The sequence below is a fragment of the Sphingomonas chungangi genome (genome assembly GCF_013778325.1).
Classification (GTDB): Bacteria; Pseudomonadota; Alphaproteobacteria; order Sphingomonadales; family Sphingomonadaceae; genus Solisphingomonas; species Solisphingomonas chungangi.
In genome coordinates, this window is record NZ_JACEIB010000027.1 from 382,572 (window position 1) to 404,648 (window position 22,077).

Genomic DNA, 22,077 nt, shown 5'->3' on the forward strand with positions numbered 1-22,077 from the left:
GTTCAAAAGATCGAAGACGGAGAAGTCGCCATGTTCACACTCGATGCCACGGAGCGCAGCCGGATCACGGTAGCCCTCGTCACCCTGGTCGCGACGGCCGCCGCAAGCTTCGCCTGCGTCGCCGCCGCCGTCGGTCCGGCTCTGTCCTGACCGGCGCCCCGCCGGCGGGGGCATGTCCCCGCCCCCGCCGGCCCTTCCCCACCCAATTCCAATCTGGAGTGCCGAACATGGGAATTTTCTCCCGCACCCGCGACATCATCGCCGCCAACGTCACCGACCTGCTCGACAAGGCCGAGGACCCGGCGAAGATGATCCGCATGATCATCATGGAGATGGAAGAGACGCTGATCGAGGTCCGCGCCTCGGCCGCCCGCACCATCGCCGACCAGAAGGAGATGCGCCGCCACATCGCCAAGCTCGACAAGCTCCAGGAGAGCTGGACCGAGAAGGCCGAGCTGGCGCTGAGCAAGGGCCGCGAGGATCTCGCCAAGGCTGCGCTTGTCGAGAAAGGCAAGGCGACCGACATGGCCGAGCGCCTGAAGGAGGAGATCGGCGTGCTCGACGAGGCGCTCGAGGCCTCCGAAGCGGACATCACCAAGCTGCAGAACAAGCTGCGCGAGGCGCGTGCCCGCCAGAGCTCGATCGTCGCCCGGCTGGAGAGCGCGCACAATCGCTACAAGCTGCGCGAAATGACCAACGGCCCGAAGATCGACGAGGCCTTCGCCCGCTTCGAGACGCTGGAGCGCCGCGTGGACTTCGCGGAAGGGCGCGCCGACGCCGCCGGCATGGGCGCCGCGCCGCGCACGCTGGAGGAGGAGATCGCCGACCTCAAGTCGTCCGAGAAGGTCGATGCCGAGCTCGAGGCGCTCAAGGCCCGCATGGGCAAGTCTGCCGGCCAGGAGGGCTGATCCGATGGAGGACACCGTCGTTCCGATCGTGATCGTCGGCATCCTGTTCATCGGGTTGCCGTGGATCATCTTCCACTACGTCACTCAGTGGAAGCGTGCCCGCGGCCTCTCGATCGAGGACGAGAACCTCCTCGACGGCCTGCACGATCTCGCCCGCCGCCTCGACGATCGGCTCTCGACGATCGAGCGTATCGTCGCCGCCGACAATCCCAACTGGCGCCCCGGCACATCGGAACGCCCGAGCCGCGACATCACCCGCGATCTCGGCCGCGATGCGGACGACTGGCAGGGCCGCGCCTGAACCGAAGAACAAGGATTAGGGAGACTTCCCATGCCCCGTCACACCAAATTCTACCTCGACAAGCGGAATGCCAAATGGCTCGGCGTCTGCTCGGGGATCGCGGATTATACCGGTCTGGATGCGACCATCGTCCGCGTCTCCGCCGTGATCCTCACGCTCATCGGCGGCTTCCCCTGGACGCTGATCGCCTATTGGATCACCGCCTGGATCGCATCGGACAAGCCGCTCGAGTTCGAGGACATGAGCCGCGAGGATCGCAAGTTCTGGCAGGGCGTCCGCGCCAAGCCGGGCAACACCGTCCGCGACGTGCGCAGCCGCTTCCGCGACATCGACCGCCGGCTGAGCGACCTGGAAGTCTATTACACCAGCCACAACCGTCGCCTCGCCGACGAGATCGACAGCCTGCGCTGAGCCGCTGAGAGGGGAGACGTTCGATGGACCCGAATACCATGCAGATGGAGATCGTCAGGATCGGCGCTGCCATCACTCTCGCCGCGATCGTGCTGGGTATCGGCGGCTGGGTGCTGACCACCTGGATGCGGATGCGCCACGGTTATCCGCTCGGGGACGCCAACGATGCGGTCTATCCGCTGAACTCGGGCGAGACGATCGAGCGCGTTCGGCTGCTGACGCAAGACAATGCCCAGCTCCGTGCCGAGATCGGCTCGGTCAAGGATCGGCTCGCCACAATCGAGCGGATTGTCACCGACGGCGCCTACCGCCTCGATCGCGAGATCGACGGTCTGCGCGGCCCCGCCAATTGATCACGCGGAGGACCCGACCATGAGCCCTTTCATAGTTCCCATCGTCGCGATCGTGTGCGGCATCGGCGCCGGCGTAGTGAAGATGTGGATCCGCTTCCAGGAAAGGAAGCTGGAGATCATGCACAGCCAGACGGTCGAGAAGGCGGCGCAATATGCCGCCAAGACCGAGCGGCTGGAGCAGCGCGTCGCCGTGCTGGAGCGGATCCTGACCGACCGTTCCGCCAACCTGGCCGACGAGATCGACCGGCTGCGCGACACCCCCCTCAACTGACCTGCCCATTCGGGGAGAATGACGATGTCCTCTCATGTGATGATCATCCTGATCGTGGCCATGGTGATCGGCGCGCGCATCTATCGCGATCGCTGTGCCTCCCGCGGGCAGGATGCGTGGGGGCCGTTCGGCGGCCGCCGGCGCAACAACAACCGCTACGACACACCGCGCCAAGGCTTCGGCGGCGGCGGCGCCGACGACGCCGAGAACCAGCGCCTGCGCGAGGAAGTCCGCGCCCTCAAGGACCGCATCGCGGTGCTGGAACGGATCGCTACCGATAGCCCGACCCAGCTCGATCGCGAGATCGAGGCCCTCCGCGATCGTCCCTACGATCGCGCCAGCACCGAAGCGCGCGACCGGCCGGCCCCGACGAGCACGGACCGCCTGTAACTTCACCCTCAAGGACCGATGCGATGACCGAGACCGTCTCCATCCTCACTTTGTCCATCGCGGGCCTCGCCGGCCTGGCGATGGTGACCGCCGCAGCGCTCGCCGGCTGGCGCGGCTGGCTCGACCTGCAGCGCACCGCGCTGGCGGGCGATCATCACGACATGCCGGAGCCCGCGCCGGCCAACACTGGCGCCCGCATCGAGCTCGCCGACCTCAGGGAGCGCGTGCGCAAGCTCGAGGCGATCGCGGCGGGGATCGATCTGTGAGGCTTTTCCCCGTCATACCGGCGAAGGCCGGTATCCAGATCGATCGCTGAAGCCGGACCCCGGCCTCCGCCGGGGTGACGAGAGAAAGCAGGGCTGCTAACCGCCCCGCATGGCCGACACTCTCGACGATATCCGCGAGGAATATGAGTTCCTCGATTCCGACGACCGCTACCGCCTGCTGATCGATCTCGGCCGCCAGCTCGAGCCGATGCCCGAAGCGCTCAAGACCGATGCGACGTTGGTGAGAGGCTGCTCCGCCTCGGTATGGGTCTATCCCACCCAGCCGGATGAAGACCGCCTCCACTTCCTCGCCGATTCCAACGCCGCGATCACCAAGGGGATCATCGCGCTGGTGCTGCTGACCGTGCAGGACAAACCGGCGGCCGAAATCGCGCAGACCAACATCGAGGGCCTGCTCGCCCCGTTCGACCTGAAGAACCAGCTCAGCTCCAACCGCACGCAGGGCATCCCCAACATGATCGCGCTTATCCGCGAGACCGCGACGCGTTATGCAGGGGCATGAGCTTGCCTAGACGCGCCCTCGCCACCCTCGGATTCGCGCTGCTGCTGGCCGGTAGCGCGGTCGCTTCGGCTCCGGCCAAGCCGGTGAAGACCTACCCGACCGGCGCGTTCGCCGTCGCCGACCACAAGATCTCGGCAACCGAGGTGATGGACGCGCGCGCCATTCCGGACATGACCGGCAAGCCTTCGCTGATGATCACGCTGACCCCGGCGGCCGCCACCGCGATCGGCGGCAAGGCGGGAGACAAGCTCACCTGCACGCTCGACGGCAAGCCGCTCGGCACCAGCCCTGCGGACGCACTCGCGAGCGACCATGTCCTCGCCATTTCGGGCGATTTCGGGGATTATGACGCGACCGCCGCGATGGCCCGCCGCATCTCGGGCCGCGATCCGCTGCCGGATTCGGAGGGGGATGAGTGATCTTAGCCCTCTCCCGCTTGCGGGAGAGGGTTGGGTGAGGGTCTTCCTCTTGGACGTAAGGGCCATCGTCCAAGAGGAAGACCCTCATCCTCCCCATCGCTTCACGATGGGTCCCCTCCTTCTCCCGCAAGCGGGAGAAGGCTAGGAGGGCAACCCCAGCCGCGCCGCCAGCTCGTCGATCGGCGCGCCTTCCTCCACCAGCATCCACTTCCCCGGATGCGCAGCGTCGATCACCGTCACCGCGCCCTTGGGACAAACGCCGAGACAGCGCGTCTCGATCACGCCGAAATCGGCCTTGCGCTTCTTGCCCCCAGCCAGTTTCCTGAGCGCCTTGGCGAGCGGAGTCCTGCCCTTCTCGCCGAAACCGCCGCCAAGCTTCTTCGAACATTTGCCGCAAACGAGGATCGTCGCGGACCAATTGGACCTCACCGAAAGCTTCACGAGACGCCCTGCCGGCGCTCCTCGGCGGTCCTGAGCACATCCCACGCCGCCTGCACCTTGCGGAAACGCTCGGCAGCGGCATCGTCACCCGGCTTCACATCCGGGTGATTGGCCTTGGCGAGCCGCCGCCATGCCGCCTTCGCATCCTCGAAGCCGGCATCGGCATCGAGCTCCAGCACCTCCAGCGCGCGGATCTCGTCGCGCGAACGGCTGCCGTCGCCGGGGCCGCCCCAACTGTTGTAGGACGAGTCCGCATAGCCCGCCGAGGTGCGTCGCTCGTCGCGTTCGCGCTTGGCCGCTTCCTCGGCGGAGAGGCCCTGAAAATAGTCCCAGTTGCGATTGTATTCGGCGGCATGCTCCTCGCAGAACCACCAGCGTTCGGGGCTATTCGGGGATTTGGGCGCGGGGCGGTCGCCGGGACGGTCGCAGCCGTCGCGATCGCACATGCGGACCTTGGTCGCGCCCCGCTCCGACCCATAGCCCCGCCAGCGGGGAAAGCCCCAATCGTCCGATCGTGTCTGCCGTCGCGCCATCCTCCCTATCTAGGTCGAAGCGAGCGATTCCGCGACCGCGAAAACGGAAAAATCAGGCCGGCCGGCGCCGATTGGCGATCAGATCGACGATTCCGAGCAGGACGAGGATCGCGACCGGCACCCACAAGGTCTCGATGCCGCGATGGAGCCGCCCGAACGCGCCTAGGATGCTGCCGACCAGCAACGCCAGCCACATCGCGAACTGAAACCCCATGTCGGCGATCCGCCCGCGTTCTCCCGCGTCGGCCAGCAGGATGCCGAGTTTCACCAACGCGCCGGTCGCGTGCGTCGCGCCAGGCTCGGCGCGCCCGGCATGGACGGTGACGATGTTGGCAAGCCCCATGCCGACCGGCAACAGGATGATGCCGATCTGCGGCCAGGGCGATCCGAACGCCCACACCGATGCGGCCAGCAAGGCGGCCTCGATCAACAGCAGGATGCCTGCGGCCCGCGCTGCGCCCGCCCTCTTGGCGATCATCGTGCCGATCGTGCAGCCGGCGACGAACAATGCGATCAGCCCGGCCGGCAGCCCCGCGCTCGCGAAATCGTGGAAAGCGAGATGCTGTGCCACCTGCGTGGTGTTGCCGCTCATGAACGAGACGAAGTAGCGGCCGGTCTCGTACAGTCCCACGGCATCGACGCAGCCCGCAATGGCCAGCAGCAGCAGGACGGTGGCCTTCCGGTCAGGCGTCGAAACTTCGAGCATCGCCGATATTGCTAGGGCGTGATGCGCGAAAGCGGAAGAGGGTTCGTTAATCCTTTATCTCCCCCGCCAGGGGGAGGATGAAAGCGCCAGAGGGTCTGTAAGCCGGGTTCTGTCCATCCCTTGCGGGACTGTGCGACCATTCCTCTCGGGCCGGGATCGCTCCCGGCCTCCAGCAACCAACCCGGACCACGGGGCGGAAGCGGCCCCATATGCGGTCCCTATTCGGTCTTGCTCCCGGTGGGGTTTGCCGTGCCGGTCCCGTTGCCGGAGCCGCGGTGCGCTCTTGCCGCACCCTTTCGCCCTTACCGTGCCGAAGCGACGGCGGTGTCCTTTCTGTGGCACTTTCCCTGGGGTCGCCCCCGCCGGGCGTTACCCGGCACCGTGCTTTCCGTGGAGCCCGGACTTTCCTCGACGCTTGCGCGACGCGGCCGCCCGACCCTCTGGCGGAGCGGCTGTTAGCCGCATCGCGACTGTCACGAAAGCGAAATCAGTAGGTGTCGCCCGCGCGCAACGCCGCACCCTTGTCACCGCCGGTCAGCAGCGAGAGCAGGATCGCGCGGCACTGGCCGTCGATCACGCCGTCGAGATTGTCCGGCCGGAAGCGCCGCTGGAAGGCGCGCACCGCCGCTTCCTGATCGACGATGTCGTAGCCGAACCGTTCCAGCGCGAGCAGGAAGCCGGCGTCGGTCCAGTGCGGATCGGTGAGGTATTTCTCGGGTTTCGGCAGCGCGAGGCGGAGCCGCGCCAGCCGCTCCCAGTCGAACAGCTCGCCCGGATCCTCTTTGCGAGCCGGGGCGATGTCCGAATGGCCGACGATGTTGCCGCGCGTGATGCCGTAGCGTGGCACGATCCCCATCATCAGCGTGACGAGCGCCGCCATCTGCTCGTCCGGAAAGGGCCGGTAGCCGAATTCGTGGCCGGGATTGACCAGCTCGATCCCGATGCTCGCCGAATTGACGTCGGTGACGCCCCGCCAATAGCTGCGGCCGGCATGCCAGGCACGCTTGCCCTCCTCGACAAGACGCACGACCTGCCCGTCCTCGGCGATCAGATAGTGCGAGGAGACCTTGGCCTCGGCATCGGTCAGCCGGCGGAGCGCGGAGGCGCCGTCCTGCATGCCGGTATAGTGCAGCACGATGATCGAGACGGGCAGAGACCGCTCGTCGAAGTTCGGCGAGGGGCACTCGATGATAGCGGCCATGGCGCAGCACTCGCGCGCCTAGGTTACCGCGTCAAGTCGTCAGCGGAAGGCAGCGACCGCAGTGGCGTCGATGCGCTTGCGATACAGGCCCCGCGCCTCGAAGTCCGAAACGAACGCGTCGGTCTGGCCCATCACCGTCTCGCCGGCGCCGAGCATGAGAACGGCGTCGGCCTGCATCGCGCTCGCGATCCTGCTGAACACCAGGGTCCGCACGTCGGGCGAGAAATAAAGCAGCACGTTACGGCACAGTACGACATCGAACATGCCAACCGGCGGGGCGGTGAGCAGGTTATGAACACGGAAGCGTACGGACTGGCGCAGCAGGCTGGAGGCCTGCCAATGCTCACCGTCCTGATCGAAGCGTCGCAGCATCTGCGTCACGGGCAGGCCGCGCTGGATCTCGAACTGGGAATAGCGCCCTTCCTTCGCCCGCTCGATCGCGGCAGGCGAGAGATCGGTGCCGAGGATGTCGATCGTCCAGCCGCGCCAGCGATCGGGCCGGTCGGCGATCATCATCGCGATCGTATAGGCCTCCTGCCCCGTCGAGCAGCCGGCCGACCAGATGCGCAGCCGCTGCGTGCCGGCGCGCGCCGCATGGAGGCGCCCCATACCCTGCTCGTCGAGCAGCCGGAAGGCGTTGAGATCGCGGTAGAAGAAGGTCTCGTGGTTGAGGAGTGCCTCGATCGCCTCGTCGGCCAGCGCGGCGCTGCGGCCGGAAACGATGCGGTGAACCAGGTCGTCGAGCGTCGGGATATCGTGCTTGGCGATCAGCGGCCGCAATGCGGTGTCGATCCGCCAGCGGCGGCCGATCGCGAGCTGCTGCCCCGTCCTCGCCTCCAGCAGGCCGGCAAGGATGCGGACCGCGCCATCGCTTATCTCCACGCGGGCCTCCGCGTCGCGTTGCCCACGCGCATACGATCGGCGATGCGGGTGGCGATCACCGACGGTCGCGCGATGCTGGATGCGAGTCCCGCGGCAGCGACGCTGCCCGGCATACCCCAGATCACCGAGGTCGCACGATCTTGTGCGGCGATCTCGCCACCGGCCGCGACGATGTCCCGTGCGCCGATCGATCCGTCGCGGCCCATGCCGGTTAGGACGACGGCGAAGGCACGTTCGCCAAATTGCTGGGCGACCGCCTGAAACATGGGATCCACCGAAGGAAGGCAGCCCGAGGGTGCCGGATCGCGATTGAGGATCACGCGCGGCAGGCCGCCGATCGATCGCAGCCCGATATGCGCGTCGCCCGGCGCAACGAGGATCTGGCCGCGCAGCAGGCTCACGCCATCTTTCGCCACTGTCGCGGGGCGGCCGGCGATTTCGGTCATCTGCTTGGCGAAATAGGGCATGAAGCTGGCCGGCAAATGCTGGGTGATCAGGACCGGCATGTCGCAGGCCGACGGCAATGCGTCGAACAGTTCGGCGAGCGCGTGCAGGCCGCCCGTCGACGAACCGATGGCGAGGCAGTCGACCGGTCCGGAAACCTGCGGACGGACGACATCGGGCAGAACGGGCGCAGCTTGGGCAGCGACGCGGGGCTCCTCGCGGTCCGGGCTGCGGCTCTCGCCGACACGGCGGAGCTTTTCGACCAGCGCGGCGGCGAAACGATCACGATAGGTGCCGGCGTGAGGCTTTTCCAGCGTGTCGGCTGCGCCCAGCGTCAGCGCCCGAACGCAGGCCTCGGCGCCGTCGGCGGCAGAAGTCGATACGATCAGTACGCGCGCCCCCCGCCCGCGCGCGATGATCTCGGGCAATGCCGTGAACCCGTCCATGCCCGGCATGGCGAGATCCAGCAGCACGATATCGACGACGCAGGTGCGCAGCTTGTCGAGCGCCTGATCGGCGGTGCTGGCGGTCGCGACGATCTCGAACTCGGGATATTCGCCGAGGATCGTCTGGAACACCGATCGCGCGACGATCGAATCGTCGACGATCATCAGCCTGATCGGCTTGGGCTCCGTCTTGCGCCCGTAGAGGGACTGGGCTGGCATCGCCGCGCGCGCAAGGTCAGGCGACGCCGACCAGCTGGAACTTGCTTTCGAGCGTCTCGCGGTCGAACGGCTTCATGACATATTCGTCGGCGCCGGCGTCGATCGCGGCGCGGATGTGGGCGATGCCGTTCTCGGTGGTGCAGAAGATCACCTTCGGGCGCGTCTCGAACTCTTCCTGGCCGAGCGCACGGAGGAATTCGATGCCGCTCATCACCGGCATGTTCCAGTCGAGCAGCACCACGTCGGGCGCCGACACGCGGCAGCTGTCGAGCGCTTCCTGGCCGTCTCCGGCCTCGCTGACGGTGAACTCCAGCGTCTCCAGGATGTGGCGGGCGACCTTCCGGATCACCTTGGAATCGTCGACAACCAGACAGGTCTTCATCACCATACCCTCGATGCAAGCACTTGTGCGCAAAAGGATTAGACCACGGTCGGTAAGGACCGGGTTAACGTTGTCGCTCAGGCTGCCGCAGAAAGCGGGCCGGCGACTATGCGGGCAGGATCGAGCAGCAGCAGCGCGCGATCCTGATGTTCGACGAGGCCGAGCGCCGCATGCGCCCAGCCCGGCGACAGGCCGGCATGGAGCGTCTGCGGATCGCCGGTGATCGCGGCGACATCCACCACCTCGTCCACCAGAAGCCCGTAGAGATGGTTGTCGATCGTCACCACGATCGCCTGGATCACGCCGTCGCGGGGCGACTGGCCGAGCTTCAGCGCGGCATAGGTATCGATGATGGTCAGCACGCGGCTGCGCAGCGCGGCGAGGCCGGCGATGTGGCCGGCGGCGAGCGGCACCGGCGTGATCGCGTCGATCTCGACCACCGATTCGACCGCGTCGGCCGAGATCGCGACCTCCTGCCCAGCGATGCGGGCGATGAGCTTCAGGTCTTCCATCTCAACGCCTCCCCTGCGCGGCGGCCAGCGCGGCGATCAGGCCGTGGCGATCGTAGCGGTAGATGCTGCCGGCCGACGCAGCCGTTTCGTCGGCGGTGGCGCGCAGGCGGATGACCGATGCGGCCGGAAGCGGCGCGGCCGGAGCCTTGTCCACCGAGAGGATGGCGATGGCGGCCGCCTCGTCTCCCTCGCCACTCCAGCCTACACGGTAGCCGGCCTGCTCGACGATCGGGCGCAGGATGTCGCGCATCCAGGGATCGGTGCTGTCGAGAACACAGAGCGGGCGCTCGGGCGACGCCACTCCAGCACCAGCCTGGCCGAACAGCCAGAAGCAGTCGACCAGCTCGACCTGGATCTCGCCGACCAGCATCACGCCCGCGATCGGGCCGGGCTCGGCGGCGGGCAGGAAGGCGGGATCGAGCGCATGGATGTCGATCACCTCGCCGATCGCGTAGGCGATCTCGGTGGTGCCGTCGCCGAGCAGCAGGACGCGCACGCGGTCGTCCTTGTCGGGCATCGCGGCATCGCAGCCGAACAACGGCAGGATACGGCCGTCGTGGCTCAGGCGCAGCCTGCCCCCGACCCGCGCGATGGCGGAGGCGGCGACATCCTCGATGCGCTCGACGAGGCCCAGGCGGATCGCGCGCACCGCATGGTCGCAGGCGCGGAACAGCAGGGTCGGCACGGTCTCGATGCGCGCTTCCTCGGCTTCGGCCTTGGCCGGGATCGCGGCGTCGGGGGCACGGACGCCGGCCACCTGCGCGACGCCGGCCGGATCAATCAGCAGCATCGGGCGGCCATTGTCCGGCAGCGTGGTGCCGGCATAGACGCCGGTCGCCATGATCGCCGGCGCGGCGGGCTTCACCACCAGTTCCTCGTGATCCTGTACGCTGTCGACGGAGAGCGCGTAGCGCTCACCGGAAGACGCGCGCACCACCACGAGGATCGAGCGGCCGCCCGAGTAGCTGGGCACGCCGAGCAGCTTCGCAAGCTCGACCACTGGCACCCGCTCGCCGCGAATACGCGCGACCGGTGCCGAGCCGACCATCTCGACCTCGACCGAACCGCCGTAGGACCGCACGATCTCGTCCACCGCGCCACGCGGGATGGCGAACAGCTCGGCGCCCACCGCGAAGGTCAGCGCGGGGATGATGGTGAGCGTCATCGGGACGCGCAGCGTGAGCCGCGTGCCACGGCCCAGCGTGGTGTCGATCTCGACGGTGCCGCCGATGCGCTCGACGTTGGCGCGCACCACGTCCATGCCGACCCCGCGCCCGGAAATGGCGGTAACCGCCTGCGCGGTCGAAAGCCCGGCGGCGAAGATCAGCTCCAGCCGCTCCTGCCGGTCCATGCGCTGAGCACGCTCGCGCGTGACGAGGCCGGCGGCGAGTGCCTTGGCGAGCAGTTTCTCGTCGTCGATGCCGCGCCCGTCGTCGGCGATCTCGATCAGGATCTGGTTGCCCGACTGGCGCGCGTCGACGCGCAGCGTGCCGCCCACCGCCTTACCGGCGGCGGCGCGATCGGCCGGTCCTTCGATACCGTGGTCGATCGAGTTGCGGACGATGTGGGTGAGCGGATCGCGGATCATCTCGATCATCTCGCGATCGAGCTCGACGTCGCCGCCGTCGATGATCAGGTGGACCTGTTTGTGGAGCTCGGCCGAGAGATCGCGCACCATGCGGGGCAGCGCGGAAAACAGACCGTCGATCCGCTGCATGCGGGTGCGGGTGATCGATTCGCGCATCTCGGCGACGCAGGCCGAGAGGCGCTCGAAAGCGGTATCGACGATCGCATCCCCGCCCCGCTCACGCAGGCGGCGGGAGAGCTCGTTGCGGGCGAGCACCATGTCGGACACACCCGCCATCATGCGATCGAGCAGTTCGACCGGCAGGCGGATGGAGCGCGCGGGTGCTCGCGGCGTCGATTGCTGCTGCGCGACGATCGCAGGCGTCGGCTCGGGTGCCTCGACCTCATTGTCTTCCAGCGCGAGGATCAGAGCTTCGTCGCCGCCTTCCGGATAGGTTTCACCGGCGGCAAGCGCCTCGACATATTCGCCGATGCGATCGATGATCGCGAGCACCGCGTTGACCAGCTTGCGATCCGGCGTGCGATCGCCGGAGCGAACCTCGGCCAGCGCGCTCTCGGCTGCGTGGCTCAGGCGCTCGAGACGCGGGAGATCGAGGAAGCCGCAACTGCCCTTCACGGTGTGGACGAAGCGGAAGATCGAATCGAGCCGCCCTCGGTCCGACGGGTCGGCTTCCCAGGCGACGATCTCGCCTGCCAGCGGCTCCAGCGTCTCGCGCGTTTCCGCGATGAATTCGCCCAGCAGTTCTTCCATCGACCCCGCTCACACAGATACGGGATCGCTATCGTCCAGCGATGGTAAAGAACGCGTTAGTTTGAAGAACCGCACCGGCCCTCTCCCCCGCCCAGCCTCCCGACAGGATGACGCTGGATCGGGAGGCTGGGCGGGGGAGAGGGCCGGTGCCGCGAGAATGCGCTCTTTCGCGCATTCTCCAAGAAACTTTCAGCCGACAGGCAAGGAACATCCGAGCATAAGCACACCGTCCTCGGGCTCCGCGATCATGACGTCACCCTTGCGCTCGCTGGCGAGGTGCCACACCAGCCACGCTGCGGACGCGCGCGGGGTCAGAGCATCCTGCGACGTGCCGCCCGTCAGCGCGGTACGCAGCTCGGGGTCGAGCACGATCCGCGGCCCTTCGGCGCGGATCACGATCTCGGTGGCGGTGCCGGTATTCTCGACGCCAATGTCCAGCCGTCCGCCGCGGACCAGCGCATCGCCGGCAATCAGAGCGAGGTTGAGCAGGATCTTGATCGGCCCCTTGCCGAGCGAGGCATCGCCCACCATCCAGCCCACGGAAATCCGGCGATCGCCACCGAACAGCCCCTCGATCGCGGCGCGCACCTCGCGCGTGTCCACCGAATCGCCGAAGCCGCCCGCCGCACCAAAGGCCAGCCGGAAGAACTTCAGCTTGTTGGCGGATGCCCGCGCGCTCTCGGCCAGCAGATCGAGGCAGCGGGCGCGCATCTCCGGATCATGCTCGTCGGCGAGCAGCTCGATGCCGTTGTTCAGCGCACCGACCGGGCTCAGCAGATCGTGGCACAGGCGGGAGCAGAGCAGGCTCGCAAATTCGATGCCGTCGCCTGCCGCCATGTCGTCCTCCCGCACACTTCTCGAAACGCCGCCCTTGTGGCGATTGCGCCTCGCGAGTGCAACCACAGACGACGAGATCGACCGGCGCAAACATTCGGTGCGCCGCAACGCGACCCCTTGAAATTTCGGCGGCATTGCCCACATCCGCCAGCGGATGATTTCGGGGGTTTCCAACATCGATGCGCTGATCCCGGCCGACGCGGACGGCTGGCGGCTCGATCGCGCGCTGGCGGCGGCGGTGCCGACATTGTCGCGCGAGCGGCTGAAGGCGTTGATCTCGTCGGGCGCCGTCAGCAACGACGGGTTGCTGGTCCGCGATCCTTCGGCGAAGGCGAAGGCCGGCGCGATCTTCACGGTCGCGGTGCCGGAACCCGCCCCCGCCCATAACGAGGCGCAGGATATCCCGCTCGTCGTCGCCTATGAGGACGAGCATCTGATCGTCGTCGACAAGCCCGCCGGCCTGGTGGTTCATCCAGCCTGCGGCAACCTCGACGGCACGCTGGTGAATGCGTTGCTCCACCATTGCCACGGCGAATTGTCGGGCATCGGCGGGGTGGCGCGGCCGGGCATCGTGCATCGCATCGACAAGGACACGTCGGGGCTGATCGTCGCCGCCAAGCACGACCGGGCGCACGAAGGCCTCGCCAAGCAGTTCGCGAAGCACTCGATCGACCGGCGCTACAAGGCGATCGTCCATGGGACGCCGCTGCAGCTCGCGGGAAGGGTGGACGCGCCTTTGGCGCGCTCGCCGCACGACCGCAAGAAGATGGCGATCGTGCAATCTTCGCACGCCAAGCATGCCGTAACCCACTGGCGGCTGGAGTCGAAACTACAGGATGCGGCCCTCGTGGAATGCCGGCTGGAGACAGGCCGGACCCACCAGGTCCGCGTCCACATGGCCTCGATCGGCCACCCGCTGCTCGGCGATCCGGTCTACGGGCGCGCCGGGTCGCGGCACGGCAAGCTGTTGAAGGAGTTAGGCTTTCAAAGGCAGGCGTTACACGCGGCGGTACTCGGTTTCATCCACCCGATAACAAGCCAGTCTATCAGTCTGATCAGCAAAATTCCTGACGATATGCAGCGACTGTTCAGCGAACTCTCGCTATAAAGGTTTCAAGTCGGAACCGATTTTCGAGTCGGCTCCACAAGGTTTGGGAGACACAAACATGGCAACCGCCGCAAAAGTCCCCGCGACCATCCCCGCCCTTGGTGGTGAGCAGAGCCTCAACCGCTACCTGTCGGAGATCCGCCGCTTTCCGCTCCTCGCGCCCGAGGAGGAATATATGCTCGCCAAGCGCTATCAGGAGCATGGCGACACCGAGGCCGCGTCCAAGCTGGTCACCTCGCACCTGCGCCTCGTCGCGAAGATCGCGATGGGCTACCGGGGCTATGGCCTGCCCGCGTCCGAGCTGATCTCGGAAGGCAATATCGGCCTGATGCAGGGCGTGAAGAAGTTCGAGCCCGATCGCGGCTTCCGCCTCGCCACCTACGCGATGTGGTGGATCAGGGCCTCGATCCAGGAATATATCCTGCGGTCGTGGAGCCTCGTGAAGATGGGCACCACCGCGGCGCAGAAGAAGCTGTTCTTCAACCTGCGCAGGATGAAGTCCAAGCTCGACGCCTTCGAGGAGGGCGATCTCAACCCCGAGCATCTCGCCAAGATCGCCAAGGATCTCGGCGTGACCGAGGACGAGGTCAACTCGATGAACCGCCGCATGGCGATGGGCGGCGACTCGTCGCTCAACGCGCCGATGCGCGAGGATGGCGAAGGCACCTGGCAGGACTGGCTGGTCGACACCGATCCGCTGCAGGACGAGCGGCTCGCGGAAAGCGAGGAGAAGGACGTGCGCCACGACCTGCTGGTCGAGGCGATGGACGATCTGAACGATCGCGAGAAGCACATCCTCGCCGAGCGTCGGCTGTCGGACGATCCGAAGACGCTGGAGGAACTGAGCCAGGTCTATGGCGTGTCGCGCGAGCGCGTCCGCCAGATCGAGGTGCGCGCCTTCGACAAGCTGCAGAAGGCGATGCTCCGGCTCGCCGGCGGCAAGGGGCTCCTGCCCGCGATGGCGTGAGGCTTCGTCGTTACCTTATGGATGGGGCGTCCGCCGCGAGGCGGGCGTCCTTTTAGCATGTGTGCCAGATCAGAAGGCGGCCCGGTCGAACCCCGTCGCCGAAGCGCACATCGCCGTGAAGACCTTGCCGCTCGGCGGCTCGTCGAACAGGCAACCGATCCTGCCCTTGTCGCTCCAGATCACCCGGCCGACCAGGCGCGGCCAGCCCGCCACCTCGAGCCGGAAAGTCTCGCCCGCCTGATAGCGGCCCTCGACATGCAGGCGGAAGCCATGGCGCGAGAAATTGACCAGCGCCGCCTCGATCGGCGCGCCCTCGTCGAGGATCATCGCCGCCGGAAGCTCCGTCGCCAGGCGCGGCTCCTGGAACCGGACTGACATGCTTTCCAGAAGGGGGTCGTGTCTCATCTCTCGCTCTGTGGCTTCTGGTTAAACGCGACACTACCACCATCGTTAGACTATGGTGGGACTGGTTTCGGAGCCGTTACCAGCCATGACCGGGCCGGTTTCCCGCTTGTCCAACCCGCCGCCGCCCCGCTAGTCCGGTGGCGATGGACGACCTCGCCGCAACCACCGGAGCCCCGCCCCGTCGCCGCTTCACCCTGCGCCGCCTCGTGCGCTGGTGTTTCAAGGCCGTGATCTGGTTCGTAGTCACCTCCATCGTCTGGGTGAGCATCTACCGCTTCGTGCCGCCGCCGGTGACCGTCACCATGCTCACCAACGCGCTCGACGGGCGCGGCATCACCAAGGACTGGATGCCGCTCTCGAGGATCGATCCCGACATGGCCCGCGCCGCGATCGGCGCCGAGGATGCGCGCTTTTGCACCCATCACGGCTTCGATTTCACCGCGATCGAGAAGGCGATGGCGCACAACGAGGACAGCAAGCGCATCCGCGGCGGCTCAACGATCAGCCAGCAGACCGCCAAGAACGTCTTTCTCTGGCAGGGCCGCTCCTACGTCCGCAAGGTGTTCGAGGCGTATTTCACCGTGTTGATCGAAACGCTGTGGGGCAAGCGGCGGATCATGGAGATGTATCTGAACGTCGCCGAGACCGGGATCGGCACCTATGGCGTCAATGCCGGCGCAGAGCGTTATTTCCACCACGATGCCAGCCACCTGACGCCGATCGAGGCGGCGCGCATCGCCGCCGTGCTGCCGCTACCCAAGAAGCGCGGCGCGGTGGCACCCAAGGGTTTCGTGCTCCGCTACGGCAATACCATCTCGCGACGGATTGGCGCGGTGCACGCGGGAGGCTACGATAGCTGCCTGCGCTGAAACCTCGGCGCGCCTAGCGTCGAACCTTCTGGCTGTACCGAGACCATAACAAGGAGCAAGCCATGATCCGCCGCACTCACCTGATCGCGCTGCTCGCCGCGCTGGCGACGCCGGCGATCGCCATCTCCGCCGCCAGCACCTACACTGCCGCCGTCGCCGATCCCGCCCGCCCCGCCGAGGATATTGCGCGCGACGCCGACCGCAAGCCCGCCGCTATGCTCGCCTTCGCGCACGTGAGGCCGGGCCAGACCATCGTCGATTACATCCCGAGCAAGGGCTATTTCACCCGCCTGTTCAGCGCCGCCGTCGGCCCCTCCGGCCTTGTTTATGCGGTCACGCCGCAGATGCTGCTCGATGTTTTCGCGAAGATCGGCAAGGCTCCCCCGCCGTCCGTTACCGCCGAGCCGGGCCGCGGCAACGTACATGACGCGATCGCCAGCGGTGGTTCGCTCAACGTACCCGCCCCGGTCGATCTGGTGTGGACCTCCCAGAATTATCATGACGTCCACATCTTCGGTGGCGCTGCCGCCACCGCGCAGCTCAACACGGCGGTGTTCGCCGCGCTGAAGCCCGGCGGTCTCTATGTCGTGCTCGATCACGCTGGAGCGCCGGGGCTCGACGAGGCCGGCGTCAAGAAACTGCACCGCATCGACGAAGCGGTGGTGAAGCGGGAGGTGCTGGCCGCCGGCTTCAAGCTGGACGGGGAATCGAAGGTTCTGGCCAACCCGGCCGACCCGCGCACCGCCAACGTCTTCGATCCCTCGATCCGCGGGCATACGGACCAGTTCATCCTGCGGTTCAGAAAGCCGGGCTGATCGCCCACCACGCCCGAACCCCTTCGGGCGAACGGGTTTTGAAGCTCAGGCTCAGAACGGCAGCTTGAAGCCCGGCGGCAGCGGCAGCCCCTGGGTCATCTTGCCCATCTCCTGCTGGCTCACCGCATCGGCCTTGGCGCGCGCATCGTTGAAGGCGGCGGCAATCAGGTCCTCCAGCATCTGCTTCTCCGACGGCTGGAGCAGGCTGTCATCAAGATCGACGCCGATGATGCGGCCCTTGGCGGTGGCCTTCACCCTGACCAGACCGCCGCCGGCGACGCCCTCCACCTCGACCTTGTCGAGCGTGTCCTGCGCCTTGCTGAGCTGGTCCTGCACATTCTGGGCGGCTTTCATCAGCTCTTCGAGATTCATGCGATGCTCCGTTCGTCTTCGATGAGCTCGGCACCCGGAAAGGCGGAGCGGATCGCCGCCACCACCGGGCTGTCGAGGATTTCCCGTTCGGCGGCCGCCTTGGCGGCAAGTTCCTGCTCGCGCAAGGTCGGTTCACAGGGCTGGTCCGTCAGCGCGACCTGCCAGTCGATCGGAAAGACCTCGCCCAGAGCCTTGGCGATATTACCGTCTATCGGCCGCTTGGGATGGATCGCCAGTTCGGGCGGTGCATAGCGGACCAGGCTGGCATAATCGTGCAGCTGCTGCGCGAGATGGGCGTGGCGGCTGGCGATGCCCTCGATCAGTCCGGGGAAGGTCTCCGGCACGCGCGCCACCGGCTTGGCGGCCATCGTGGGAGCACCGCTCGCCATTGGCGCGGCGTTGTCCACCGCCGGCATAGGCTCGCCTGACTGGAGCCGGCGCAGCAGTTCCCCCGGATCGGGCAGCGTGCCGGCGTGGACGACGCGCAGCAGCGCCATCTCGGCCGCCTCCATCGGCATCGCCGTGGTTTCGACCTCGCCCAGGCCCTTGAGCAGCAACTGCCACAGGCGATGCAGCGTCGCGTGGCCGAGCTTGCCCGCCCATTCCTCCAGCGCAGCGCGCTCCTCGACCGACTGTGCCGGATCGGGCGCGCCGCCGGCCTTTGCGCGTGTGACGCCGTGGACCGCCTCCAGCAGGCCCCGGAACAGCGCGGCCGGCTCCACGCCCAGCGCATGCTGCTCGGCAAGCGCCGTCAGCACGGCCGGCGCATCGCCCGAAAGAAGCAGCGCGAACAGCCGCCGGACCGCGCCGCGATCGGACAGTCCCAGCATCTCGCGCACCTGCACCGCCGTCACGCCGCCTTCTTCGGTGCCCGCGTGGGCGATCGCCTGGTCGAGAATCGAGAGACCGTCGCGCGCGCTCCCTTCCGCCGCGCGCGCGATCAGCGCCAGCGCCTCGGACTCGGCCGAAACCTTCTCCTCGTCCACGACATGCTGAAAATGCGTCGCCAGCAGGTCTGCCGGAATACGCCGCAGATCGAAGCGCTGGCAGCGCGACAGCACCGTGACCGGCACCTTGTTCACTTCGGTCGTCGCGAACAGAAACTTGACGTGGGCAGGGGGTTCCTCGAGCGTCTTCAGAAGCGCGTTGAACGCGTTCTTGGACAGCATGTGGACTTCGTCGATGATGTAGATCTTGTAGCGCGCCGAGACGGCGGCATAGCGAACTGCCTCGATGATCTCGCGCACGTCGTCGACACCGGTGTGGCTGGCGGCGTCCATCTCGACCACGTCGATATGCCGTCCCTCGGCGATCGCCTTGCACGGCTCGCAAATGCCGCAGGGATCGATCGTCGGCCCACCCTGCCCGTCCAGCCCGATACAGTTGAGCGCCTTGGCGATCAGCCGCGCGGTGGAGGTCTTGCCCACCCCGCGCACGCCCGTCATCAGGAAGGCGTGCGCCAGCCGCCCGCGCCGGATCGCATTGCCCAGCGTCTGGACCATCGCATCCTGCCCGATCAGCTCGCCGAAAGTCTGCGGGCGATATTTGCGCGCGAGGACGCGGTACGGTGCGGGAGATTCGCTCATGGAGAGGATATCTAGCCGGAAAGGGCCGACGGTGGGAGCCGGAACGACCCGGCGAGAAATCGTTGTGGCTGCTTCCTTCCGGACCTGACCAAGTTGGCGACGACGACGTCCGCCCGACTCCCGGCGCGCCAGATAGGGGACAAGGCCTGTGCTGGCAAGGGGATGGCCTATCGGCTAGTCTCGCGGGCGATGATCTCCCGCACCGCCTCCTGCTCCTGCGGCGCCCTCATCGCCATCTGCGAGGGCGATCCGGTGCGCGTCTCGGTCTGCCATTGCCTCGAATGTCAGAAGCGCTCTGGCAGCGCCTTCGCGGTGCAGGCCCGCTTTCCCGGCGACCATGTGACTATCTCGGGCGAATGGCGCGAATGGATGCGGACCGGCGACGAGGGCAGCCACGCCCGCTTCCGCTTCTGCCCGACCTGCAGCTCGATCGTCTTCTACGTGACCGACGAGATGCCGGGCTTCGTCACGATCCCGGTGGGTGGGTTCGCCGATCCGTCTTTTCCGCCGCCGCGCGTCACGGTCTACGAGGGGCGGCAGCATCCATGGGTCGCGATTCCGGGCGACCATATCGAGCGTTACGACTGAGCGTCAGCGGCCGGTCATGTCGTGCGCCACGCCCGGCATGCGGACGGTCAGACGATCCAGCTCAGCGGAGAGGTAAACCTGGCAGGCGAGCCGTGAAGTGCGCGAGACGTGCGCGGCGAGATCGAGCAGATCCTCCTCCATTTCGGAGGCTGGTGGCAGCAACCCGAAATCCGCCGGATCGACGATGACGTGGCAGGTGGAGCAGGCCATCTGCCCCTCGCACGTGCCCTCCAGCGGCTGGCCGGCCGCCTGCGCGACATCGAGCAGGCGTTCGCCGGCCGGAGCCTCGACTTCGGCGGAAAGCTCGCCGCGCGGATCGAGGAAGCGGATGCGGGTCATGCGAAAGCCCGCTGGCGATCGGCGGCGTCGAGGATCAGGGCGATGGCGGTGTCGATCTCCTCGCCCGTCGTGTAGCGGCCGAATCCCAAGCGGATACTGGAGCGAGCCTCCGCCGCCGCGAGGCCGATCGCTTCCAGCACATGGCTCGGCCGCCCCGAACCGCTCGCGCAGGCGGAGCCGGCCGAAAAAGCAACATCGCGTACGTCGGCCATGAGGCGCGACACGTCGAGACCGTCATGGCGGATATTTAGATTCCCGAAGTAGCGACGATCGAGCGCACCATTTACGATCCAGCCGCCGAGCATCGAGTGAGCGCGCCCGAATAGACCGAAAACATGGTCCGCATCCGTCTCGATCCGCTCGAACGCCAGCTTCGCCGCCGCGCCGAAGCCGGCGCAGAGCGCGGGAGCGAGCGTGCCGGAACGTAGCCCGCCCTCCTGCCCGCCGCCGTGCATCAGCGGTGCCGGTTCGAAGCCATCGCGCAGCCACAGCGCGCCGATGCCCTTGGGTCCATGGATCTTGTGCGCGGAGATGGCGATCAGGTCGCAGGCGTCCACCGGGAGCGGCACGCGCCCATAGCCCTGCACCGCGTCGCAGATCATCGTCGCGCCCGCCTCGCGCGCCATCGCACCAAGCGCGGCGACCGGCTGGATCGTGCCGATCTCGTTGTTGACGAGCATCGCCGCGACGAGTGCCGTGTCGCCGTCGATCGCGGCGCGCGCCGCATCGAGATCGACGATACCTTCATGATCGACCGGCAGCACGATGACGTCATGCCCTCGCCCGCCGAGCCACGCGACCGTGTCGAGCACGGCGGCATGCTCGATCGCGGTGGTGACGATGCGGCGGCGCGGGCTTGTCTCGGCGATCCCCTTGATCGCCCAGTTGAGTGCCTCGGTGGCGCCGCTCGTGAACAGCAGCCGCCCGCCCGGCCCGAACGGCGCCGCGACCTGATCGCGCGCCACCTCCACCGCCGCCTTCGCCGCGCGGCCCATGCGGTGCGGCGAGTGTGGATTTCCGAAGCCCTCCTCCAGCAGCGGGCGCATCGCGGCCAGCGCTTCGGGCGCGAGCGGCGTGGTCGCCTGATAATCGAGATAGATCATGCCGCGCGCGCCTTCGCATCGCCCGCGATCGCGCGCCATTGTTCGGCGAAGCGCCAGACGTCCTCGCGGCGCGTGGTCCGCCCGAAGCTCACCCGGATCACCTCGCCGGCCGCCTTCGCATCCAGCCCCATCGCCGCAAGAACATGGCTGGGCTTGAGGCTCCCCGACGAGCAGGCGCTGCCCGCCGACACCGCGAAACCCGCGCTGTCGAGGCGGATCAGCTGTGCCGCCGCCGCCATGCCCGGCATCCGGTAGGAGGCGATGGTAGCGAGGCGCGGCGCATGGCGGGCGATCACCTCCCCGCCCGCCTCCTCGATCGCCGCGTCGAGATAGGCGCGCAGATCGTCGGCCCGCTCGATCCAGCCCGACCCTTCGCCCAGCGCGGCGGCCATGCCGGCGATCGACGGCCAGTCCTCGGTGCCGCCGCGATACCCCTGTTCCTGGCCTCCGCTCGGCGCCAGCATGGCGAGATCCTTCACCAGCAGCGCGCCGATCCCGGACGGACCGCCGAACTTGTGCGCGGAGAAAGCGAGGAAATCCGCATCGGGCAGCGCCATCTTGCCGACCGCCTGCGTCGCGTCGCAAAGCCACAGGCCGCCGGCCCCGCGCGTCGCCTCGCCGATCGCGTCGAGCGGCTGGATCACGCCCGTCTCGCTGTTCACCGCCTGCACCGCGACCAGCGGCGCCTCGCCGGCCCGCTCGATCGCCAGCGCGAGCCCGACATCGGTCACCCGCCCATCGGCACCGACAGGAAGCTCCACCGCGCCTTCGCCATGGCGGCGCACCGCGTCATGCTCGACGGCCGAGACGATCCGCCGCCCCGCCTTCGCCCGCGCCATCACCATCGCGATCGCCTCGCTGGCGCCGCTGGTGAACAGGATCGCGCCGCGCCAGCCCAGAGCCTCGGCGATCCGCACCCGCGTCGCTTCCAGCCCCGCGCGCGCCGCGCGGCCCTCGGCATGGGGCGAGGATGGGTTCGCCCACGCCTCGTATGCGTCCAGCATCGCAGCGCGGGCCACGGGGCTCAGCGGGGTGGTCGCGGCATGGTCCAGATAGACGCGGGACGACATTGAGACAGATACGCTCCCGGATTCGTTGCGCGAAACACTTCCCCTTCTATATAGGACGCCATTCACGCGGCC

At 67.5% G+C, this 22,077-nt stretch carries 30 protein-coding genes and 2 other RNA genes; 14 read left to right on the plus strand and 18 right to left on the minus strand.

What is annotated here, in order from left to right:
- The first annotated feature begins 227 nt into the window (after positions 1 to 227).
- The 9 genes from pspA (at position 228) to HZF05_RS19720 (ending at position 3,842) form a co-directional block, all read left to right on the plus strand.
- The gene (gene pspA / locus HZF05_RS19680) at positions 228 to 908 is read left to right on the plus strand and encodes a phage shock protein PspA (protein ID WP_160364179.1); all 681 of its coding nucleotides are present in this window, start codon (positions 228 to 230) and stop codon (positions 906 to 908) included.
- A 4-nt stretch (positions 909 to 912) separates the two neighbouring features.
- Positions 913 to 1,209 (plus strand): envelope stress response membrane protein PspB, encoded by a 297-nt coding sequence (pspB, locus tag HZF05_RS19685; RefSeq protein WP_160364180.1) that lies wholly within the window; start codon positions 913 to 915, stop codon positions 1,207 to 1,209.
- 30 nt (positions 1,210 to 1,239) lie between these two features.
- Positions 1,240 to 1,620, plus strand: a complete 381-nt coding sequence (gene pspC, locus HZF05_RS19690; protein ID WP_160364181.1) for an envelope stress response membrane protein PspC — start codon at positions 1,240 to 1,242, stop codon at positions 1,618 to 1,620.
- 44 nt (positions 1,621 to 1,664) lie between these two features.
- On the plus strand, positions 1,665 to 1,973 hold the full coding sequence (locus tag HZF05_RS19695; protein ID WP_160364537.1) for a hypothetical protein: 309 nt from the start codon (positions 1,665 to 1,667) through the stop codon (positions 1,971 to 1,973).
- 19 nt (positions 1,974 to 1,992) lie between these two features.
- Positions 1,993 to 2,244: a hypothetical protein gene (locus HZF05_RS19700; RefSeq protein WP_160364182.1), complete on the plus strand. Its 252-nt coding sequence runs from the start codon at positions 1,993 to 1,995 to the stop codon at positions 2,242 to 2,244.
- Positions 2,245 to 2,262: 18 nt separating this feature from the next.
- Positions 2,263 to 2,634 carry a hypothetical protein gene (locus HZF05_RS22460; RefSeq protein WP_425505645.1) on the plus strand — a complete coding sequence of 124 codons (372 nt, stop codon included), beginning with the start codon at positions 2,263 to 2,265 and terminating at the stop codon, positions 2,632 to 2,634.
- Between the two features lie 23 nt (positions 2,635 to 2,657).
- Positions 2,658 to 2,900, plus strand: coding sequence for a hypothetical protein (locus HZF05_RS19710; protein WP_160364183.1), 243 nt, complete (start codon positions 2,658 to 2,660; stop codon positions 2,898 to 2,900).
- A gap of 109 nt (positions 2,901 to 3,009) precedes the next feature.
- On the plus strand, positions 3,010 to 3,423 hold the full coding sequence (locus HZF05_RS19715; RefSeq protein WP_160364184.1) for a SufE family protein: 414 nt from the start codon (positions 3,010 to 3,012) through the stop codon (positions 3,421 to 3,423).
- Between the two features lie 2 nt (positions 3,424 to 3,425).
- Positions 3,426 to 3,842 carry a hypothetical protein gene (locus HZF05_RS19720; RefSeq protein WP_160364185.1) on the plus strand — a complete coding sequence of 139 codons (417 nt, stop codon included), beginning with the start codon at positions 3,426 to 3,428 and terminating at the stop codon, positions 3,840 to 3,842.
- Positions 3,843 to 3,983: 141 nt separating this feature from the next.
- Here the strand turns inward: HZF05_RS19720 and HZF05_RS19725 are convergent, their stop codons facing one another.
- The 11 genes from HZF05_RS19725 to HZF05_RS19775 all read right to left on the minus strand — a co-directional run bounded on the left by HZF05_RS19725 (position 3,984) and on the right by HZF05_RS19775 (position 12,783).
- Entirely contained in the window at positions 3,984 to 4,271 is a 288-nt protein-coding gene (locus HZF05_RS19725; protein WP_343046930.1) for a (2Fe-2S) ferredoxin domain-containing protein, read from the minus strand.
- An 8-nt stretch (positions 4,272 to 4,279) separates the two neighbouring features.
- Positions 4,280 to 4,816, minus strand: a complete 537-nt coding sequence (locus HZF05_RS19730) for a J domain-containing protein (protein WP_160364187.1) — start codon at positions 4,814 to 4,816, stop codon at positions 4,280 to 4,282.
- 52 nt (positions 4,817 to 4,868) lie between these two features.
- A complete protein-coding gene (locus HZF05_RS19735; RefSeq protein ID WP_160364188.1) occupies positions 4,869 to 5,522 on the minus strand; it encodes a YoaK family protein in 654 nt (217 codons plus the stop codon).
- A gap of 82 nt (positions 5,523 to 5,604) precedes the next feature.
- Positions 5,605 to 5,966, minus strand: an RNA gene (gene rnpB, locus HZF05_RS19740) — RNase P RNA component class A.
- A gap of 43 nt (positions 5,967 to 6,009) precedes the next feature.
- Entirely contained in the window at positions 6,010 to 6,723 is a 714-nt protein-coding gene (locus tag HZF05_RS19745; protein WP_160364189.1) for an N-acetylmuramoyl-L-alanine amidase, read from the minus strand.
- Between the two features lie 39 nt (positions 6,724 to 6,762).
- Positions 6,763 to 7,605 carry a CheR family methyltransferase gene (locus HZF05_RS19750; RefSeq protein WP_343046931.1) on the minus strand — a complete coding sequence of 281 codons (843 nt, stop codon included), beginning with the start codon at positions 7,603 to 7,605 and terminating at the stop codon, positions 6,763 to 6,765.
- Complete coding sequence (gene cheB / locus HZF05_RS19755; protein WP_246332099.1) at positions 7,596 to 8,714, minus strand: chemotaxis-specific protein-glutamate methyltransferase CheB; 1,119 nt, start codon at positions 8,712 to 8,714, stop codon at positions 7,596 to 7,598. The genes HZF05_RS19750 and cheB overlap by 10 nt, the downstream gene beginning before the upstream one ends.
- 16 nt (positions 8,715 to 8,730) lie before the next feature.
- On the minus strand, positions 8,731 to 9,096 hold the full coding sequence (locus HZF05_RS19760; RefSeq protein WP_022692290.1) for a response regulator: 366 nt from the start codon (positions 9,094 to 9,096) through the stop codon (positions 8,731 to 8,733).
- Between the two features lie 77 nt (positions 9,097 to 9,173).
- Positions 9,174 to 9,608, minus strand: coding sequence for a chemotaxis protein CheW (locus HZF05_RS19765; RefSeq protein ID WP_160364190.1), 435 nt, complete (start codon positions 9,606 to 9,608; stop codon positions 9,174 to 9,176).
- 1 nt (position 9,609) lies between these two features.
- The gene (locus HZF05_RS19770) at positions 9,610 to 11,946 is read right to left on the minus strand and encodes a chemotaxis protein CheA (protein WP_160364191.1); all 2,337 of its coding nucleotides are present in this window, start codon (positions 11,944 to 11,946) and stop codon (positions 9,610 to 9,612) included.
- A 189-nt stretch (positions 11,947 to 12,135) separates the two neighbouring features.
- Positions 12,136 to 12,783, minus strand: coding sequence for a histidine phosphotransferase family protein (locus HZF05_RS19775; protein WP_160364192.1), 648 nt, complete (start codon positions 12,781 to 12,783; stop codon positions 12,136 to 12,138).
- Between the two features lie 154 nt (positions 12,784 to 12,937).
- Between HZF05_RS19775 and HZF05_RS19780 the strand changes: the two genes are divergently transcribed.
- Both HZF05_RS19780 and rpoH read left to right on the plus strand, forming a co-directional pair.
- On the plus strand, positions 12,938 to 13,891 hold the full coding sequence (locus HZF05_RS19780) for an RluA family pseudouridine synthase (RefSeq protein WP_160364193.1): 954 nt from the start codon (positions 12,938 to 12,940) through the stop codon (positions 13,889 to 13,891).
- A 58-nt stretch (positions 13,892 to 13,949) separates the two neighbouring features.
- A complete protein-coding gene (gene rpoH, locus HZF05_RS19785; RefSeq protein ID WP_160364194.1) occupies positions 13,950 to 14,858 on the plus strand; it encodes an RNA polymerase sigma factor RpoH in 909 nt (302 codons plus the stop codon).
- A gap of 69 nt (positions 14,859 to 14,927) precedes the next feature.
- On the opposite strand, the gene HZF05_RS19790 is transcribed toward rpoH, so the two are convergent.
- Positions 14,928 to 15,236, minus strand: coding sequence for a PilZ domain-containing protein (locus HZF05_RS19790; protein WP_160364195.1), 309 nt, complete (start codon positions 15,234 to 15,236; stop codon positions 14,928 to 14,930).
- A gap of 170 nt (positions 15,237 to 15,406) precedes the next feature.
- Here HZF05_RS19790 and mtgA point away from each other — a divergent pair, with 170 nt between their 5' ends.
- Positions 15,407 to 16,132, plus strand: coding sequence for a monofunctional biosynthetic peptidoglycan transglycosylase (gene mtgA, locus HZF05_RS19795; RefSeq protein ID WP_181638939.1), 726 nt, complete (start codon positions 15,407 to 15,409; stop codon positions 16,130 to 16,132).
- Between the two features lie 62 nt (positions 16,133 to 16,194).
- Positions 16,195 to 16,947: a class I SAM-dependent methyltransferase gene (locus HZF05_RS19800; RefSeq protein WP_160364196.1), complete on the plus strand. Its 753-nt coding sequence runs from the start codon at positions 16,195 to 16,197 to the stop codon at positions 16,945 to 16,947.
- A gap of 51 nt (positions 16,948 to 16,998) precedes the next feature.
- Here the strand turns inward: HZF05_RS19800 and HZF05_RS19805 are convergent, their stop codons facing one another.
- The 3 genes from HZF05_RS19805 to ffs form a co-directional block, all read right to left on the minus strand.
- Positions 16,999 to 17,319 (minus strand): YbaB/EbfC family nucleoid-associated protein, encoded by a 321-nt coding sequence (locus HZF05_RS19805; protein WP_160364197.1) that lies wholly within the window; start codon positions 17,317 to 17,319, stop codon positions 16,999 to 17,001.
- On the minus strand, positions 17,316 to 18,905 hold the full coding sequence (locus HZF05_RS19810; RefSeq protein WP_160364198.1) for a DNA polymerase III subunit gamma/tau: 1,590 nt from the start codon (positions 18,903 to 18,905) through the stop codon (positions 17,316 to 17,318). Before HZF05_RS19810 ends, HZF05_RS19805 begins: the two co-directional genes overlap by 4 nt.
- A gap of 27 nt (positions 18,906 to 18,932) precedes the next feature.
- Positions 18,933 to 19,030, minus strand: an RNA gene (gene ffs / locus HZF05_RS19815) — signal recognition particle sRNA small type.
- A 37-nt stretch (positions 19,031 to 19,067) separates the two neighbouring features.
- Here ffs and HZF05_RS19820 point away from each other — a divergent pair.
- Positions 19,068 to 19,493 carry a GFA family protein gene (locus HZF05_RS19820; RefSeq protein WP_246332100.1) on the plus strand — a complete coding sequence of 142 codons (426 nt, stop codon included), beginning with the start codon at positions 19,068 to 19,070 and terminating at the stop codon, positions 19,491 to 19,493.
- A gap of 3 nt (positions 19,494 to 19,496) precedes the next feature.
- Here the strand turns inward: HZF05_RS19820 and HZF05_RS19825 are convergent, their stop codons facing one another.
- From HZF05_RS19825 to HZF05_RS19835, 3 genes are read right to left on the minus strand one after another with little or no spacing between them, the layout of a single operon-like run.
- Positions 19,497 to 19,832 (minus strand): 2Fe-2S iron-sulfur cluster-binding protein, encoded by a 336-nt coding sequence (locus HZF05_RS19825; protein ID WP_160364199.1) that lies wholly within the window; start codon positions 19,830 to 19,832, stop codon positions 19,497 to 19,499.
- A complete protein-coding gene (locus tag HZF05_RS19830; RefSeq protein ID WP_160364200.1) occupies positions 19,829 to 20,935 on the minus strand; it encodes a cysteine desulfurase family protein in 1,107 nt (368 codons plus the stop codon). Before HZF05_RS19830 ends, HZF05_RS19825 begins: the two co-directional genes overlap by 4 nt.
- Positions 20,932 to 22,005 carry a cysteine desulfurase family protein gene (locus tag HZF05_RS19835; RefSeq protein WP_160364201.1) on the minus strand — a complete coding sequence of 358 codons (1,074 nt, stop codon included), beginning with the start codon at positions 22,003 to 22,005 and terminating at the stop codon, positions 20,932 to 20,934. The genes HZF05_RS19830 and HZF05_RS19835 overlap by 4 nt, the downstream gene beginning before the upstream one ends.
- Positions 22,006 to 22,077: the final 72 nt, after the last annotated feature.